Genomic DNA, 13,530 nt, shown 5'->3' with positions numbered 1-13,530 from the left:
GCCGATCGTATTCGTCCCAGACATGGTTGGTGGCCCTGTCGCTGCCATCTTGGCCCATGCGTTCACGCCGTTCGCCCGGCTTCACCTTCACGGAACTGGTGGCCGTGCTTGCGATCTCGGCGATTGCCGCCACGCTCGCCCTTCCCGCCATGACCGAGGCCCTCGCCCGCTACCGCCTGCGGGCGGCCGCGGACAGCCTGCTCGACACCCTGCGTCACGCCCGATCGGTCGCACTATGGCGGGATGTCGATGTCCGCGTGTGCCCCGGCCGCGAGGGGTTCGAGTGCGCTCCTGCGGTGGACTGGACCGCGGGCTGGACCGCTCGCGGGTTCAACGAGGGCAAGGAAGGGAACATCCTCGTATCGGCTCCGCCCATGCCGGGACATCTGCGCGTCATTCGACCCTCCGGGCGACATGAGATCCATTTCACCCGCCGCGGCGCGGCCTACGGCACGAACCAGCGGATCGTGCTCTGCGTGGCATCGCGCCCCGCCACGGCCCTTGCCGTGGTCGTCGGCAATGCCGGGCTGGCGCACCGGCACCCCGTTCGGCCGCACGAAGCGGCCGCGTGCGCCGCGGCCCCCGCGCGGCAGCATTAACGACGCTTGACAGCCCCCCGCCAGTTCCACAAAATACGTGGCTCCCCGCCCGAATAGCTCAGCCGGTTAGAGCACTTGACTGTTAATCAGGGGGTCGTTGGTTCGAGTCCAACTTCGGGCGCCAGAGATACCAAGGGTCAGCAGCGATGCTGGCCCTTTTCTTTTGCCCCATGTGTAAATTGATGTGTAAAAAAGACGGCCTATTTACAGGCGGTTGCCGTCGCGAACGGTGAGAATGGGTGGCGAGAAAATCGCCACATGAGCTACTATCTGACCGCATCTGGCCAGCGCAAAACGAAGCGGCCCACCCTCCCCTTCGACGCCGCAGCATATCGCCGGCGTGCCCTCTCCCTTCGTGGCAAATGCCGCGTGCATGGCGAGTACCGTCTGAACGTCCTCCGCCGCGGAGAAGTCGTGGCGAACGGATGCCCTGGCTGCCACCCGGGGTGTCGCTGATGGCCTTCTACGGTAACCGGCGCGGTCAGCGGGCGCGGCGCGAAGAGAACGAGCGCGAGAACGCCTGGGTGATCTGCCCAACGCACGGCGGCCACAACCCATGGCAGCGCACCCTGGGCGGCTGGCGTTTGGGCGGGTGCCAGAAGTGCGCGGCTGAGCGCTATGAGGCGACCATTCGTCGCTGGGCGGAAGAGAAAGCGAAGGCCTAACCCGCCATGCGGTAGCAGCGCCATCCGACGTTGCCTCGCTGTCTTGCCGCGCGTGGAGCGGTCACGTCGCACATACCCCATAGGCGCCCACAGCCGGGACACGTGCGTGCTGGGTTGGGGTCGGGTTCGGCGGGCGGCTCAGGCTCGCGCCACGGGAATGGAAACGGCACCAGGTTCGGATCGGCCGGCATGCGGGCCAGGAGGCTGTCTCGGTGGCACGCGACCCAGCGATCCACCATGCGCTGAATCGTGAGCAGGTTGAAGACCTGGAACGGACGCCAGACGCGCGGGCCGTAGATCCACGCCAGCTCGTAGTGGATGCCCGGCACGTCCTTCACCATGCGCGCGATCGCGAAAGCGCGGCCGTACGGCGTCAGCCTCGCCTCGTAGCCGTGGGCGTGGTGCTTCCAGAAGACGAGGTCGGTGTAGGCGCGGGCCATGCGCGGGGACGATACGCGGGCCTAATCTCAGGAATGTGGACGGCGTTAGGGTGTGACGGGAAGTTTCGGCGGTAACCCGCCGTAGGCGCTGGATATCAGGACGTGGCGACGGGCGGCACTTGTGACTCGATGATCGTCCCCGGTGGATGCACCACCCACCCGAAGTCGCCCGGCTGCGGCGCCAGGGCGATGATCTCTTCCAGGGTCGGGATGGGATTGGGCAGCTGGCCATTGAACCCAGCCTGCCAATCCGAAGCCCATTTCCAAAGGGCACTGCGCCAGCGCTTCATCGCAGCTGCGTCACCGGCGAATTGAGCGACCTCATCGCCATCGTAGGACACGCATGAGATCACCGAATCGTAGTTATTGCTTCGAGCAACAGCCTCCATCCACGCCTGCAGTCCGGGCGTGAAACGCGCGACATAGTCGGCGAAGTTCGGCGCGGGCGCGGGCTCGATCAGCGATTCGTCCTCCGGCCATAGGTAGTGGCCGCGAGGGATCACCGTGCCGGTGTCCACGCAAATGATCATGTCCGGGTTGTCGGTGTGGATATAGCGCATCGTCATAGCCTCGCGTCGGCAACCATGTGGACGCAAATGGTGTGGGGCGTCTGGTCGGTGGACACCTGCTGGTTGATGAGGAAAGTCGCGAGTTCCGACGTTCCCGTCGGGCCGATCGATACAGAGCCGCTATTGGCATTCTGGCTGACATTGATCCAGTTCACGCTGAAGCCGAGCGGGTTAAAGAAGGTGAGCGCCGGGATAGCCCGCATGCGCTGCGGGAACGGGACTCGCACGCCGGCAAAGACGCCTGCGCCGCCACCGCCCGGCGGCACGACGTAGCTTATGGCGCCTGTCAGGCTACCCGTTCCGTTACCAGGAGCCACCGAATCTCGGAAGGACTTCCAGTAGTACCGCTGGCACTGCGCCATGGCCTCAGCCGGCGTCACCTTCTCGAAGTTGCTCGCGAACGATCCCAGTTCCAGTTGGATGCCTCCCTGCTTGCTGGGACCGTCGAAGGAAACCGCGGCGGTCGTCACGAGCTGCAGGAAGACGTTCCCCGTCAGGCTCGCCGGCACAGCGAGTGTCACGGACTGAATGCCCGAGCCGGCAGGGATGACGCCAGTGGCCCCGGCCGTCGTGGCATCCGGACGCAGGTTGACCGTGATGGGCCCAGAAGGGTTTCGCACCGACGCCGTCACGGTGGCATTGGGCAACGCCGGCGCTTCCAGCACCTGGCCGATGGTCCCGTTCAAGGTAAGCGTGCTGCCGTCCGCCGATCGGGTGAACGATGCGGCGGCGCCGAACGTGCGCCACATGTCGTAGCCGTAGGAATTGGCCCCCATGGCACCCCCGGCGAACACCAACTGGTTTATGGCTGTGTCGCCGTTGATCAGCAACTGGCGGCGGCCTCGGCTCGCGAACCGAGCGTCGTCGCCCGCCGCGACGGTGTTGGCTGCCGTACCGACGTCCCTCGCCGACGCATTGCCAAGCCCATCGAGCGCTGCGTTGAGGTCATCAATCTGTCCCTCGACAGCATCGATCCGCCCCTGCACGCCTGGATTCTCTGGAGTCCCATCGCCGTCAATCGCCGTGGCTATCTCGACGATGTTGAGGTCCGTCTTCATGAACCCTTCGCTGGGGTTGTCGCCCGTCACCGGGTTGAAGTTGATGCGCTGGATGGTCAGTGGCATGGGTGCCTCAGAGGCCGTAGTTGGTGATGTCGATCACCAGGATCGACGAGGACATCTGGTTTAGCTGGGTGGGGCTGCCGGGCACGGTGTTCACGTGCATGTACCCCAGGGAGATCGTTCCGCCTGACACGCTGGATGTGACGACGTCGTTGAATCCTGTCTGGTTCCAGACGCGGAAGCCGAATCGAAGATGACAGACCGCGTACTGCCGCCCAGCGGGGTAATTCAGGTCTCCGGTGGGCACGTTTAGCTGCATATCGACCACGCGCAGATACCGAAGGCTGCCGTCGAAGGTCTTCTTCCCATTGGCGTCGAAGACCTGAAACCCGTAGTTAGGGCCAGCATCAGGCGGATTGTCGAAGATGATGTACTTACACTGGGTGCCGACGACGCCACCTGCGGCTATGTTGAATCCCCAGGTGCCATTAGCCGCGTTCTGAAGCCATGCAACAGCGACCTGCGATCCGGGCCCCGCAACGGCGATCAGAGGATTTTTCAGCCCTGACCGAGAAAAGGTCACACCCGAGTTTCCACCAGCGGATGTCGGTGTGTCGGTAGCAATCGCCCCCATTTCGACAACGGCAAGGTTCGCGTACGTGTCGTCCACCTGCACGGTGACGCCATCCGCGTTCATGATCTGAAGGCCGGCCGGCATCAGTAGACACCGAAAATGATGGTTTTATCGCTTGGCGTTCCCTGCGATGATGGGCCCCACGAGATGGTTGATCCACTCAATGTGATGACCGGGTAGTACCGCTCACCTGATTGGTGGCAAAAGGCGTACCAAATGTTTCCCTGAGATGCATTGGGCACGACGACAGAGCCTGTGCTTCCCGCCGGGATGACCGCCGTGCCGCCTACGCGCGTTATGCGCGTGGTGATGTCCACGATGAGATTTCCTGCCGCATCGAAGGTCTGAAGTCCGGCAGGCATTACCAGATGCCCCAGCGCACGCGAAGCGTCCCTGCCGAGTCATAGGTACGGCCGCCATTTCCATCGATCTCCGTCCGGCCGGCGGCGCTTGAGCCGCGCATCACGAGCCCCGTGGTCTTGTTCAGCGACCACAGTGGGTTGCCCGTGCTATCCACCGCCGTCGACTGGATCGTGTTGCCGATCATGGCGTTGGTGATCCAGCCGGTGCCAATCAGCGCCTGGCTGATGAAGGTCTGCCCGCCCTGGATTACGAACGGCGCGACGGCTGTACCGCCCGCGGTCGTCGGTAGGATTGCGAAAGTGTCGGCCGTGACCAGGAACTGCGACTGCACCGTGCCGCCGCTGTTGTCGATGCCGACAGCGAAGCCAGCTTGGTAATACTTGCCGTCGCTGGTGATTCCGACCTTGCCAAGGATCGCGGCAGAGACCTTGCCATCGACATTGGCGGCCGTCTGGAAAGCGAGTTGAGCGGAGGCCTGGGCCGCTCCAGCGGTCGCCTGGACGGTTGTCACTTGCGAGGCCAGCGCCTGGTCGCCATCGACGCGCGCCTGTGTCTCAGTCGTCACCGCAGCGCTGACCGCCCCGATGGTCGCCTGGACGGTCTCCACGCGCTTGCCGAGGACGTGGTTGTCGGCCACCTGGGCCAACGTCTGGGCGAAGTATCCGGCCGTCGGCGGCAGATCGTTCTCGCCGCCGATGGTTCCGCCAGTCTCCGCACCGATTTTCTTGGGATTGAGCTGCGCATAGACCGATTCGGTTTTTTCGGCGGTTGCCTGGACCTGTCCGTCGAGCTCCTCGACCGTGAGGTTCACATTGGACATCTGGAGCGCCAGGCCAGCTGCCGTCTGCGCCACTGCTCCGACGTCGCGCCACATCTCCGGGTCCGTGCCAGGCTCGGCGCCACCGGCGGCAACGTCTTCCAGAGCCAGCCAGAGCTGGCCGTTATGGCTGACGAAGGCGCCCGTCGAATAGGCGACGTCATCGGCCCAGGCCGTGGGTGGCTCAATGAAGGCCTGGAGCCCGTCGATCGAATCGATGGCTTCCGCGAGCTCCTGCCCAAGCTGGCTCCTCGTGATCTGCCCGGTCAAGTACTCGAGGATGGGGCCGGCATCGCTGCTGCTCTGACCATTGACCGCGCCAGTCTCGGGATACCAGCCGCCGATGTTGCCAGCCTTGTCGACAATCCGGCCCCAGAAAAAGAGCGAGGCACCGGCGGACAGACCGTGCAGCTCGGTGTGGTTTCCTGGGTAGGCATAGTCGCCGAGGTGGTACGCGATGGTGTCTTCGTCATCAGGGCGAACGGCGTTGGTGCTGGCCCATATCTCCGTGCGCTGGCTGTCCTCGGCGCCGGGCGGGAACGTCCAATCGATACCGATGCCGAAAATAAGGGTCTTGGTCGTCAGTGTCGTGAGCCGCGGCGGCTCGCCGGTCTTACCTGTGATGTCGGTGGCCGCGCTCAGAGCGGCGATAGACGGCGTGCGCCCCACGTTGAACGCGGTCACGCGAGCGATATACGTTCCCGTGTAGATGCCGACGACGTCGTAGGAGGTCGTCGATACCGTGCCGGCCTGGATCCACTGGCCGTTGTCCTTCTGCCACTCCACCTTGTAGGAGACGGCGCTCTCGGCCGCATCCCATTCGATGGTCATTACGTTGTTGGCGATGCCCTGCTCGACCACCACGTGGCCGGAAATGCGAACGTTTGTCGGTGGTTTCTGGACGCCGGTAGGCAGCTGGCTGATGGGCGGGATCTGGATCGTCGCGCCATTGTCGATGTGCGCGAACTTGCTCGCGTTGTGCTGCACGGCGGTGATCGTGAAGCGGATCTCACCCTGCCCTGAGTCCTCGGACACGCTGAGGATGCGAAACGTCTGGTTCATCAGCTCGGCGCTTTCCACGGTCCACACTGACTGCGGCACCGGAGGCTGGCTGAAGGGCTGTCCCACGTAGAGGCGGCGGCCGTCGACCTGGCTGATCGTGCGCGTCTCGGCCGTGCCCGACGGCAAGTGGATCGTCAGCGTATCCCCCACGGCGGCTTGGCCCGGCTCACGGTCCACGAGCACCCAGGCTGTCGTCGCATCGCTCAGGCGGCCGGCCTGCCGCATGCCGGCGCGCTTCGGGTCCTGCACGCGCACGATCTGCCCGGGAGCCGCGCGCAGCCCTTCCAGGCCCACGGCGAAGGTCACCGAGTCGGTTTCATACTGGCTGGTCGTCAGCGCCCAGAGGCCGCGGCGGTGCGCCTGGCTCTGGCTCGTGCATCCGAAGGCCGCGAACTCGGTCGGCTGCACACCGTAGCGTGCGATGGCGTCATTGTCGGGGACGTATTCGACGGCCTGCTTGTAGCTGTTGGCCGGGTCGTTCCACGTCACCAGTGCCGTCGAAAACCTGGTCTTCCTCGCGCTGGACTGGTACGTGAACCGGCCATCGATCACGTTCGCCGCGGTATAGGTGTAGACCGGGTCCTGTGGCATATCTGCGACCGTGGTGATCGCGCTGCCCATCCAGTAGCTCACGCCGCTGAAGACCGAGGCGATGTCGCCGAGAAGCCGGAAAGCGTCTTCGCGGGACTGCAGATAAGCCGTGCACCGGTACCGAGGCTCCTGGCCACCCTTCCCGTCCGGAACCAACTGGTCACAGTACTGGGCGATCCGGTACAGCTCCCACTTGTTGATCAGGGAGGCGTCGACGAGATCGCCTATGCCGTAGCGGTCGTTCGTTACCAGGTCGTATAGGATCCACGCCGGGTTGTCCGTCCATGCGATCTTGAACGACCCGTCCCAGACCCCGGCATAGGCTCGGGTAGCGGGGTCGTAGTTCGTCGGGACGCGGATCGTTCGTCCCCAGCACACGTAGGAGCGGACAGGGATATTGCTGAACTGTGACGCGTCGCCGCTGATCGCCACATAGGCGGTATTCGGGTAGCGCAGCTTCGCGTCGATGATCTCCGTGATCGAGACAATGCGGGTCGTGTCAGCCGTGGTCGCGCTGTTGGCATTGGGCGTGAGGCGCCGCACGCGCACATTCCAGCCCAGGTCGGCCTTGGGCAGATCGACGCGGTGGGTGCGCTGGTACGGGCCGCTAGCCTTGCCGTTGAAGGCCGTCGTGAGCACGGTCTGGTACGCGCCACCGTCCGTAGAGACGTCGATGGCGTACTGGACCATGTAGCCGTTGATGTCGCCGTTCTTTGTATTGCTCTTCTGCAGCGCGTCCACTTGCAGCGTCACGGCGAAGGCGGATAGGGCCGTGTTCGTCAGTGCGCGGACCCAGGGCGTGTTCGATTTCAGTTCGGTCGAGACGGCGATCTCGTTCTTCACCGATCCGTAGCCCGGGATGTAGCTCTGGTCCTGTGTGCCGGTGCGGATCTGCACCGAGACGCCGCTGAAATTCAGCGTGCCGTCGGCGTTGGCCACCGGCGTGCCATCCAGCTTCACCGACTGGAGACCGTTCACCAGGCCGCCTATCTCGCCCTCTGAGAGAAGGTCCTCGATCTGGAAAAACGAGATGGAACGCAGCGTGTCCGGTGCTTCGACGGGCGTGTGCGTGCTGCCGCCGCCCTTGGCGCCGTAGATCAGGTCGAAGCCCATGGATATCCCATAAAAAAGGCCCGCGCATGGCGGGCCTGGTGGTATCTCGTGATGGAAGAATCAGTCGGGGTCGTACGGGGTCTTCTTGCCATTGCCGCCCGGCGTGCCGAATCCGACGTTCGATGGACGCGAGCTGTAGTCCACGGCCTCGATGCCGGCCGAGGCGACCACGCTTCCGATCTCCATCGGGCCGCCATAGAGGATCGGGACCGGCGCGCCTTGAGCGGTGACGTTCACCGGGCCATTGAAGATGTAACTGGCCTGGTTGTTCGCCGAGTCCGCACTGCCCTTGCCCATCTTCGGCTGCGGGCTGAGCATCTGCACGACGCCGCCGGCGACCATGGCGACACCGAGCTTAATTGCGAACGGACCCCACGCTGCACCGCCGAACGCTTGGCCGAACGGGGTGTACATGCCGATCACGCCAACGATGATCAGAACCGCACCAACGATCGTCGTAAGTACCCCGCCATTCTTGGCGCCCACGTGTACGGGAGCGATCCGAATAACCGAACCAGCGGGCTCACGAAGCTGTTCGACACCAATGTTCTCCGCATGCTCTCCTCGCCCACGCCAAACCGCGAATTCGACGCCGCGGTCGGCTGCACCTAGGAGGTATGCCCGAAAGCCGTCGATCATGATGCAAAGAGCCTGGATCGCTTCGGCTGGGGTCTTTGTGTCGAGGTGAAGCTTGAATTCTCTACCGAACCGCTTTCGCAGAGGCCCTGATAGCAGCACAGTGGTTGGCGACATACGTCTCCATAAAAGATGAGGCCCGCCGAAGCGGGCCTGTCTCAGTCGATTCTCGGTGTTACGGTGATGATCCCGTGGTCATCTACCGCTATTCGGTAGATGAGCTTGTCGCCTGGCGACACGACGACCTGCGAAGCCCTCACGTTGCGGTCAGCTTTGCCGCCGTTGCATAGGCCCGTTCCGCCGAAGCGAGCATCGACGACGTGGGCGCCAGCGGCCAGGGGAACTGTGATGGTCTCCCCCGTCGCCACCTTCGCCACGACATCGCGGTCGATCCGAAGGTCCAGGTCGCAACCGCCGCCCATCATTCCAGTGTCTCTTACGAACTGCACTGATCCACCGCCCTGCACGGCCGATGTCAAGAACACCCGATCCTTCGGTACCGGCTTCGCCTCGGCGAGTGGAATCTGCTTTGTCGCGCACGCGGATAGCGCGACGGAGGCAACAATCAGCATCAGACGCTTCACCATGATGTCCCTACCGTTCCGAGAGAGACGAAGGGTACACCAGGCGCCATACGGAGCGCGTCACCTCCTGCCAGTAGCCGCCATAGACGTCGCGTGAGCTGAGCCGACCGTGCAGGTGGTGCAGGATATGCCCCTGGCCGATGTAGACCGCCGCGTGGTTCGGCACGAGGTTCTTCGACCGAATCTGCATGAGGATCAGGTCGCCGGCGGAGATGTCCTTCAGGTCGATCTTGCGGAAGCCAGCCGCCTCCATCGCGCTGTCGCTGTACAGGTCGCTGATGCCGTCGTCCCACCAGCCGTCGGCACGGGGCGGGTCGGGCAGCAGGATGCCGCGCTCGCGCGCGTACCAGTCGCGGCAAAGCGCCCAGCAGTCCAGCACACCATGCGCCCAGGCGCGCCCGACCAGCGGGGCCTCGTAGCCGTTCGGTTCGATGATCTGCGTGTCAGCCACCACCGGCCCACCTTCCCCGGGCATTACCGAAACGATCACCCATGGCAGTTCCGACCGCTCGCACCCCACTCTGTCGGCCTCCGAAGGCCTGGCAGGCACGTTCGGGTGCGAGTGCACGATGGCCGTTACCTCGCCCTGGTCCTCCGCCGCGGCAAGGTCACGAGGCGACAGCACGAAGTGCTCGTCCGGCGTGGCCGCGAGGTTCTCGCACGGCACGTATCGCTCCCGCCCGCGACGCACGACGATGACACCGCAGGCCTCGCGCGGGTAGGCCTCCAGCGCGTGTGCATGAATGGCGGTCTGGGTTCTGGGTTTCATCACTTGATCAGTGTCGCGGCGGGGAACGAGCCATAGGGGAGTTCGGCGTCCGGGCCGAACCGAAGACCACACCCGACAAGGCGTCCGCTGCACATGTCGAGGACGGGGTCGTCGGTGGGCGTGTCGTCCGCCTTTGCCACCGCTGGGCCTGTGTAGCCGCAATACGGCCCACGGTACCCACCGATGGCCAGCCAGCTGCAGACGTTCGCGATGATCTGCCGACGCGGCAGCTGTCGGCCACCGAAGTCCATCGGGCTCGAGAGCTCGAACGTGACCTGCGTCGAGTCCTCCGCCGAACGGCGCTCGATGAACCATAGTTCCGGGGCTACCTCCTGCTCCGGATCCGCCGTCGGGTTGCCGCCGGGGAAGTTCACCGCGTCCAGGTACTTGCCGAGCGTGCGGTGGCGCGTCAGGCGGGCGCCGACCAAGTCCTGGAAGGCCAGGCAGAGCGCCGTGATTCGCCCGTTGACGTTGCCGACGGCCAATGTGGGCACGGGCGGCTGATCCGGGTCGATCTTGAAGCCCTGCGTCGCGATAGGCCACGGCTCGTAGGTAAGCCCCTGCCAGATGATCGGGCCCACCTGCGTGTAGCCATGAAAGCGTAGTATGTCGCCCGCGCCGCCGTTGGTGATCGGCCGAGCATCGATCTCGAACAGCTCGACCCAAGCCCCAGGCTCCAGGGTCTGGATATCGGCAAAGATCGTCATGGGGCGAACTTCTGCTCGAACGTCGCCGAGAGCGTGTAGCGCCCACCACCCAGCGGATTCATCGCATAGGACGTGACCTTGTAGAGCCCTTGCTGCCCGCGTGGCGGCGTCCACAGAAAGCCAATGGCGCCGGCGTGGCTATCTAGGAATGCCGTGATGGCGTCGATCTCCTGGCCGCTGCCGAAGAACTGGAGCGGCCAGGACTGGACCTTGTTGTTGATACCGTCGGCCGCTTCCTGCGAGTACCCATCACCGAACTGCGATTTGAGCAAGCGGAAAGTTGACGTGCCGCTTGGGGTACCCACCGGAATCCAGGTAAAGGTTTCGGCCATGGTCAGCCCCTCGCTCGCCACAGGGCGCCACCAGGGCGCATGGCGTTTGCGAGCTCCTGCTGCGCGATCGCGCGCATGTTCTCGCCCAGCTGCTTGCCCCAGGCCTGGTAATCCCCCTCAGACTCGGTGCCACCGCTGCCGTCGGCATTGACGACAACGCTCACATTCACCGATGCGCTGTCGCTGCCGCCAACCTGCTTCACGCCAAGCTTCCCGTCAGCCGTACGGGTGAGGGGCATGATGGCTTCCGGTCCCGCCTCTCCCATGAGACCCGCACCCCGCGCGAAGGCGAACATCGTTGGTCGATCCACGATCGTGTTCGACCAGTTCGACAGGGAGGCGCCATCCACCACGCCGCCTTTGGCGTAGACCTTCGACACGAAGCCCTGCGAGTTGTAATCGACGCCGCCCTGGCCGTTCGTGCCGCCGTAACCGCCGGTGAAGTAGCTCAGGCCATAATTCAGGAGGCTCGCTGCGGCCTTGTTCGCTTGGAGGCGCGCCACTTCCTTGAGGATCGACGAGACCAGGTCTTTGATGCTGGCCTTGCCGGTGGTCGCGGCATCGACGATGAAGTCAGACAGGCTACCGTAGGTGCTCTGGACCAGGTTGGCGAAGCTGGTCGCGGTGTCGCTGGCATCGTAGGTGATGTCGGCAAGGGCCCGTCGGGCACCGTTTGTCCAGTCGGCGCGCGCGGCGTTGAGGCGCGCATCCGCGTCGTAGACCAGCTGGACGCGCTGATCCTCATAATCCTTGATCGCGGAGAGGCGCGCCTGATACTCGTCGTCGGTCAGCGTGCGGCGGTTGGCCGGGTCGTTGAGCCGTGCCAGCTCGCGGTCCGCATCACGCTGGATATCCACCAGCTGCCGCTGGATGTCGATCTGGTGCTGCCCCATGCCAAGGCTCTGCACCTGGATGTCGAGCGCCATGCGGTCGGTCTGCAGGCGCTGCTGCATGGCCTCGCGGTAGCTGTTCAGTTCGACGGTCGCGCGGGCGCGCTGCTCTATCTCCTTCTTATCGGCCGAGATGCCCTTTTCGATCTGGGCGACCATCTCCTTCCAGCCATCCGACACGTCGATGCGTAGGTCTTTTTCTTTCGGCCCCTTCGACATGATGCCGGCGACCGCCGCCGCCTCGCTCGCCCGGATCTTGTCGGCCAGCGCCTTGTCCCCGACCTGGGTCGCCTTGGCGATCGCGTCGTTCGCCTGCTGGTGGATGGCGGCGATCTGTCGCGCGCGCTTCGTCTCGTCCGACTCGTATTGCTGGGCCTCCTGGGCGAGGCGGATGGCCGCGTCGTTGGCCTGCTGCGTAGCGGCGTCTCGAGACGCTTTTTTCTGGGCAGCCACCTGGGCGTCCTGCATCGCGCCCAGTTCCTTCGTGGCGTCGTCATAGAACTGCTGGGCGGTCTTCCCGAGGAACGTCGTGCTACCCAGCCCGCGGTCGACCAGCTTCTTCGCCGCGTCGCGGTTTTCGAAGAGGACGTCGAATCTCTGCTGGTCGGTCTGCGCACGGCCAAGGTCCCGCGCCGCATCGATGGCTCGCCGCGTCGCGCCCGTGATGCCGTTCCAGGCTTGCTCGATGAATCCGAGGTTCTCCTTTACGTCCTTCGAGCGCGAGACCACGGCAGCGCTGTAACTTTCCATGGCAAGCCGGGCAGCCTCCTGCGTCCGGCCCTGATCCTCGAGCGCCTGGATTTGGTCGTAGACCGCGGCGGTGAGGTAGTGATAGGACGAATTGAGTTCAGCCGACGCCTTGACCGGGTCATCCGCCAGTTTCGCGAATCGCGCCACCATGTCCTCGGCGCCATCGCCGGCGGCGATCGCCGCAGACGCGACGAGCCGCAGCTGGTCGGATGTGAACTTGCCCGAGCCAGCCACCTCGGCCAGGACGGCGGCAGCGTCGTGCTGTGTGCCGCTTGTCCGCGACAGCTCTTCGGCAAGGCCCTGGAGCTGCTGCGTGGTGACGCCTGCGTAGTTGCCGCTGTTGATCAGCGCCTTCTGAAACGCCACCTGCTCGTCGCTGCCCGACTTCCAGGCGGCGAAGAGCGCCACGGCCGCGCCGGCGAGCAGCGTAGCGGGGTTCACAAGCCCTAGCAGCGACGCGCCCAGCGCCTTCGCCGCGCCGGCCACGCCGCCGAACATGTCCTTGAGCTGGCCGCCCTGCTGGAGCAAGACCGTAAGGGGACGCTGACCCGTGGCTAGCCCCGAGACGATATCGGTGATCTGCGCCGGGACGCCACGCATGGCGGCGGCGCGCGCTCGCTCGCTCATGACGTAGCTTTCGCTGGCTTGCGTCAGAGCCTTCTCGTTCGCCAGCGCCTTTTTCGCGATCTGGTCGCCGAGCTCGCCACCGATGCGGACCTGAGCGTTATAGGCGATCTGCTCGGCGCGCGACTTCCCCAGCAGCTCGGCCTGACGAAGCAGGCTATCGGCGTAACGCTTCGTGCTCGCGTTGGCCTTGTCGAACTGCGCAGCGGCTTCGGCACCGAGACCGGAAACCTTCCGCTTGGCGGCCTCGACGCCCGTCTCCATCGTCGCGGTATTAACCGTGACGTCGATTCGGGCAGTGCCGATGCTCTCTGCTTCGGTCAT

General features: G+C 64.6%; 13 protein-coding genes and 1 tRNA gene. 3 read left to right on the top strand and 11 right to left on the bottom strand.

Features of this window, described 5'->3' with window-relative positions; genetic code table 11:
• Nucleotides 1-56 precede the first annotated feature (56 nt).
• The 3 genes from HBF26_RS17375 (at nucleotide 57) to HBF26_RS17365 (ending at nucleotide 1,264) form a co-directional block, all read left to right on the top strand.
• Nucleotides 57-599, top strand: coding sequence for a GspH/FimT family pseudopilin (locus HBF26_RS17375; protein ID WP_167129344.1), 543 nt, complete (start codon nucleotides 57-59; stop codon nucleotides 597-599).
• A gap of 47 nt (nucleotides 600-646) precedes the next feature.
• Nucleotides 647-723: transfer RNA gene (locus HBF26_RS17370), tRNA-Asn, on the top strand.
• A gap of 301 nt (nucleotides 724-1,024) precedes the next feature.
• Nucleotides 1,025-1,264 (top strand): hypothetical protein, encoded by a 240-nt coding sequence (locus HBF26_RS17365; protein WP_167129273.1) that lies wholly within the window; start codon nucleotides 1,025-1,027, stop codon nucleotides 1,262-1,264.
• Here HBF26_RS17365 and HBF26_RS17360 read toward each other — a convergent pair.
• The 11 genes from HBF26_RS17360 to HBF26_RS17310 all read right to left on the bottom strand — a co-directional run bounded on the left by HBF26_RS17360 (nucleotide 1,261) and on the right by HBF26_RS17310 (nucleotide 13,530).
• On the bottom strand, nucleotides 1,261-1,704 hold the full coding sequence (locus tag HBF26_RS17360) for a hypothetical protein (RefSeq protein ID WP_167129272.1): 444 nt from the start codon (nucleotides 1,702-1,704) through the stop codon (nucleotides 1,261-1,263). The two genes, HBF26_RS17365 and HBF26_RS17360, sit on opposite strands and share 4 nt — an antisense overlap.
• 95 nt (nucleotides 1,705-1,799) lie before the next feature.
• Nucleotides 1,800-2,264, bottom strand: a complete 465-nt coding sequence (locus HBF26_RS17355; RefSeq protein WP_167129270.1) for a hypothetical protein — start codon at nucleotides 2,262-2,264, stop codon at nucleotides 1,800-1,802.
• A 2-nt stretch (nucleotides 2,265-2,266) separates the two neighbouring features.
• Nucleotides 2,267-3,397, bottom strand: coding sequence for a hypothetical protein (locus tag HBF26_RS17350; RefSeq protein WP_167129268.1), 1,131 nt, complete (start codon nucleotides 3,395-3,397; stop codon nucleotides 2,267-2,269).
• A 7-nt stretch (nucleotides 3,398-3,404) separates the two neighbouring features.
• Entirely contained in the window at nucleotides 3,405-4,052 is a 648-nt protein-coding gene (locus HBF26_RS17345; RefSeq protein WP_167129266.1) for a hypothetical protein, read from the bottom strand.
• A 277-nt stretch (nucleotides 4,053-4,329) separates the two neighbouring features.
• Nucleotides 4,330-7,914 (bottom strand): TipJ family phage tail tip protein, encoded by a 3,585-nt coding sequence (locus HBF26_RS17340; RefSeq protein ID WP_167129264.1) that lies wholly within the window; start codon nucleotides 7,912-7,914, stop codon nucleotides 4,330-4,332.
• 60 nt (nucleotides 7,915-7,974) lie between these two features.
• Nucleotides 7,975-8,667 carry a tail assembly protein gene (locus HBF26_RS17335; RefSeq protein WP_167129262.1) on the bottom strand — a complete coding sequence of 231 codons (693 nt, stop codon included), beginning with the start codon at nucleotides 8,665-8,667 and terminating at the stop codon, nucleotides 7,975-7,977.
• 41 nt (nucleotides 8,668-8,708) lie between these two features.
• Nucleotides 8,709-9,137 (bottom strand): hypothetical protein, encoded by a 429-nt coding sequence (locus tag HBF26_RS17330; RefSeq protein WP_167129256.1) that lies wholly within the window; start codon nucleotides 9,135-9,137, stop codon nucleotides 8,709-8,711.
• A gap of 7 nt (nucleotides 9,138-9,144) precedes the next feature.
• A complete protein-coding gene (locus HBF26_RS17325) occupies nucleotides 9,145-9,903 on the bottom strand; it encodes a C40 family peptidase (protein WP_167129254.1) in 759 nt (252 codons plus the stop codon).
• Nucleotides 9,903-10,610: a phage minor tail protein L gene (locus tag HBF26_RS17320; RefSeq protein ID WP_167129252.1), complete on the bottom strand. Its 708-nt coding sequence runs from the start codon at nucleotides 10,608-10,610 to the stop codon at nucleotides 9,903-9,905. The genes HBF26_RS17325 and HBF26_RS17320 overlap by 1 nt, the downstream gene beginning before the upstream one ends.
• Nucleotides 10,607-10,942: a phage tail protein gene (locus HBF26_RS17315; RefSeq protein ID WP_167129250.1), complete on the bottom strand. Its 336-nt coding sequence runs from the start codon at nucleotides 10,940-10,942 to the stop codon at nucleotides 10,607-10,609. The genes HBF26_RS17320 and HBF26_RS17315 overlap by 4 nt, the downstream gene beginning before the upstream one ends.
• 2 nt (nucleotides 10,943-10,944) lie before the next feature.
• Complete coding sequence (locus HBF26_RS17310) at nucleotides 10,945-13,530, bottom strand: phage tail tape measure protein (protein WP_167129249.1); 2,586 nt, start codon at nucleotides 13,528-13,530, stop codon at nucleotides 10,945-10,947.

Origin of the sequence: Luteibacter jiangsuensis (assembly GCF_011742555.1) — a bacterium.
Classification (GTDB): domain Bacteria; phylum Pseudomonadota; class Gammaproteobacteria; order Xanthomonadales; family Rhodanobacteraceae; genus Luteibacter; species Luteibacter jiangsuensis.
The sequence above is the reverse complement of the archived record's forward strand: the minus strand, read 5'-3'. Positions and strand labels throughout refer to the sequence as shown.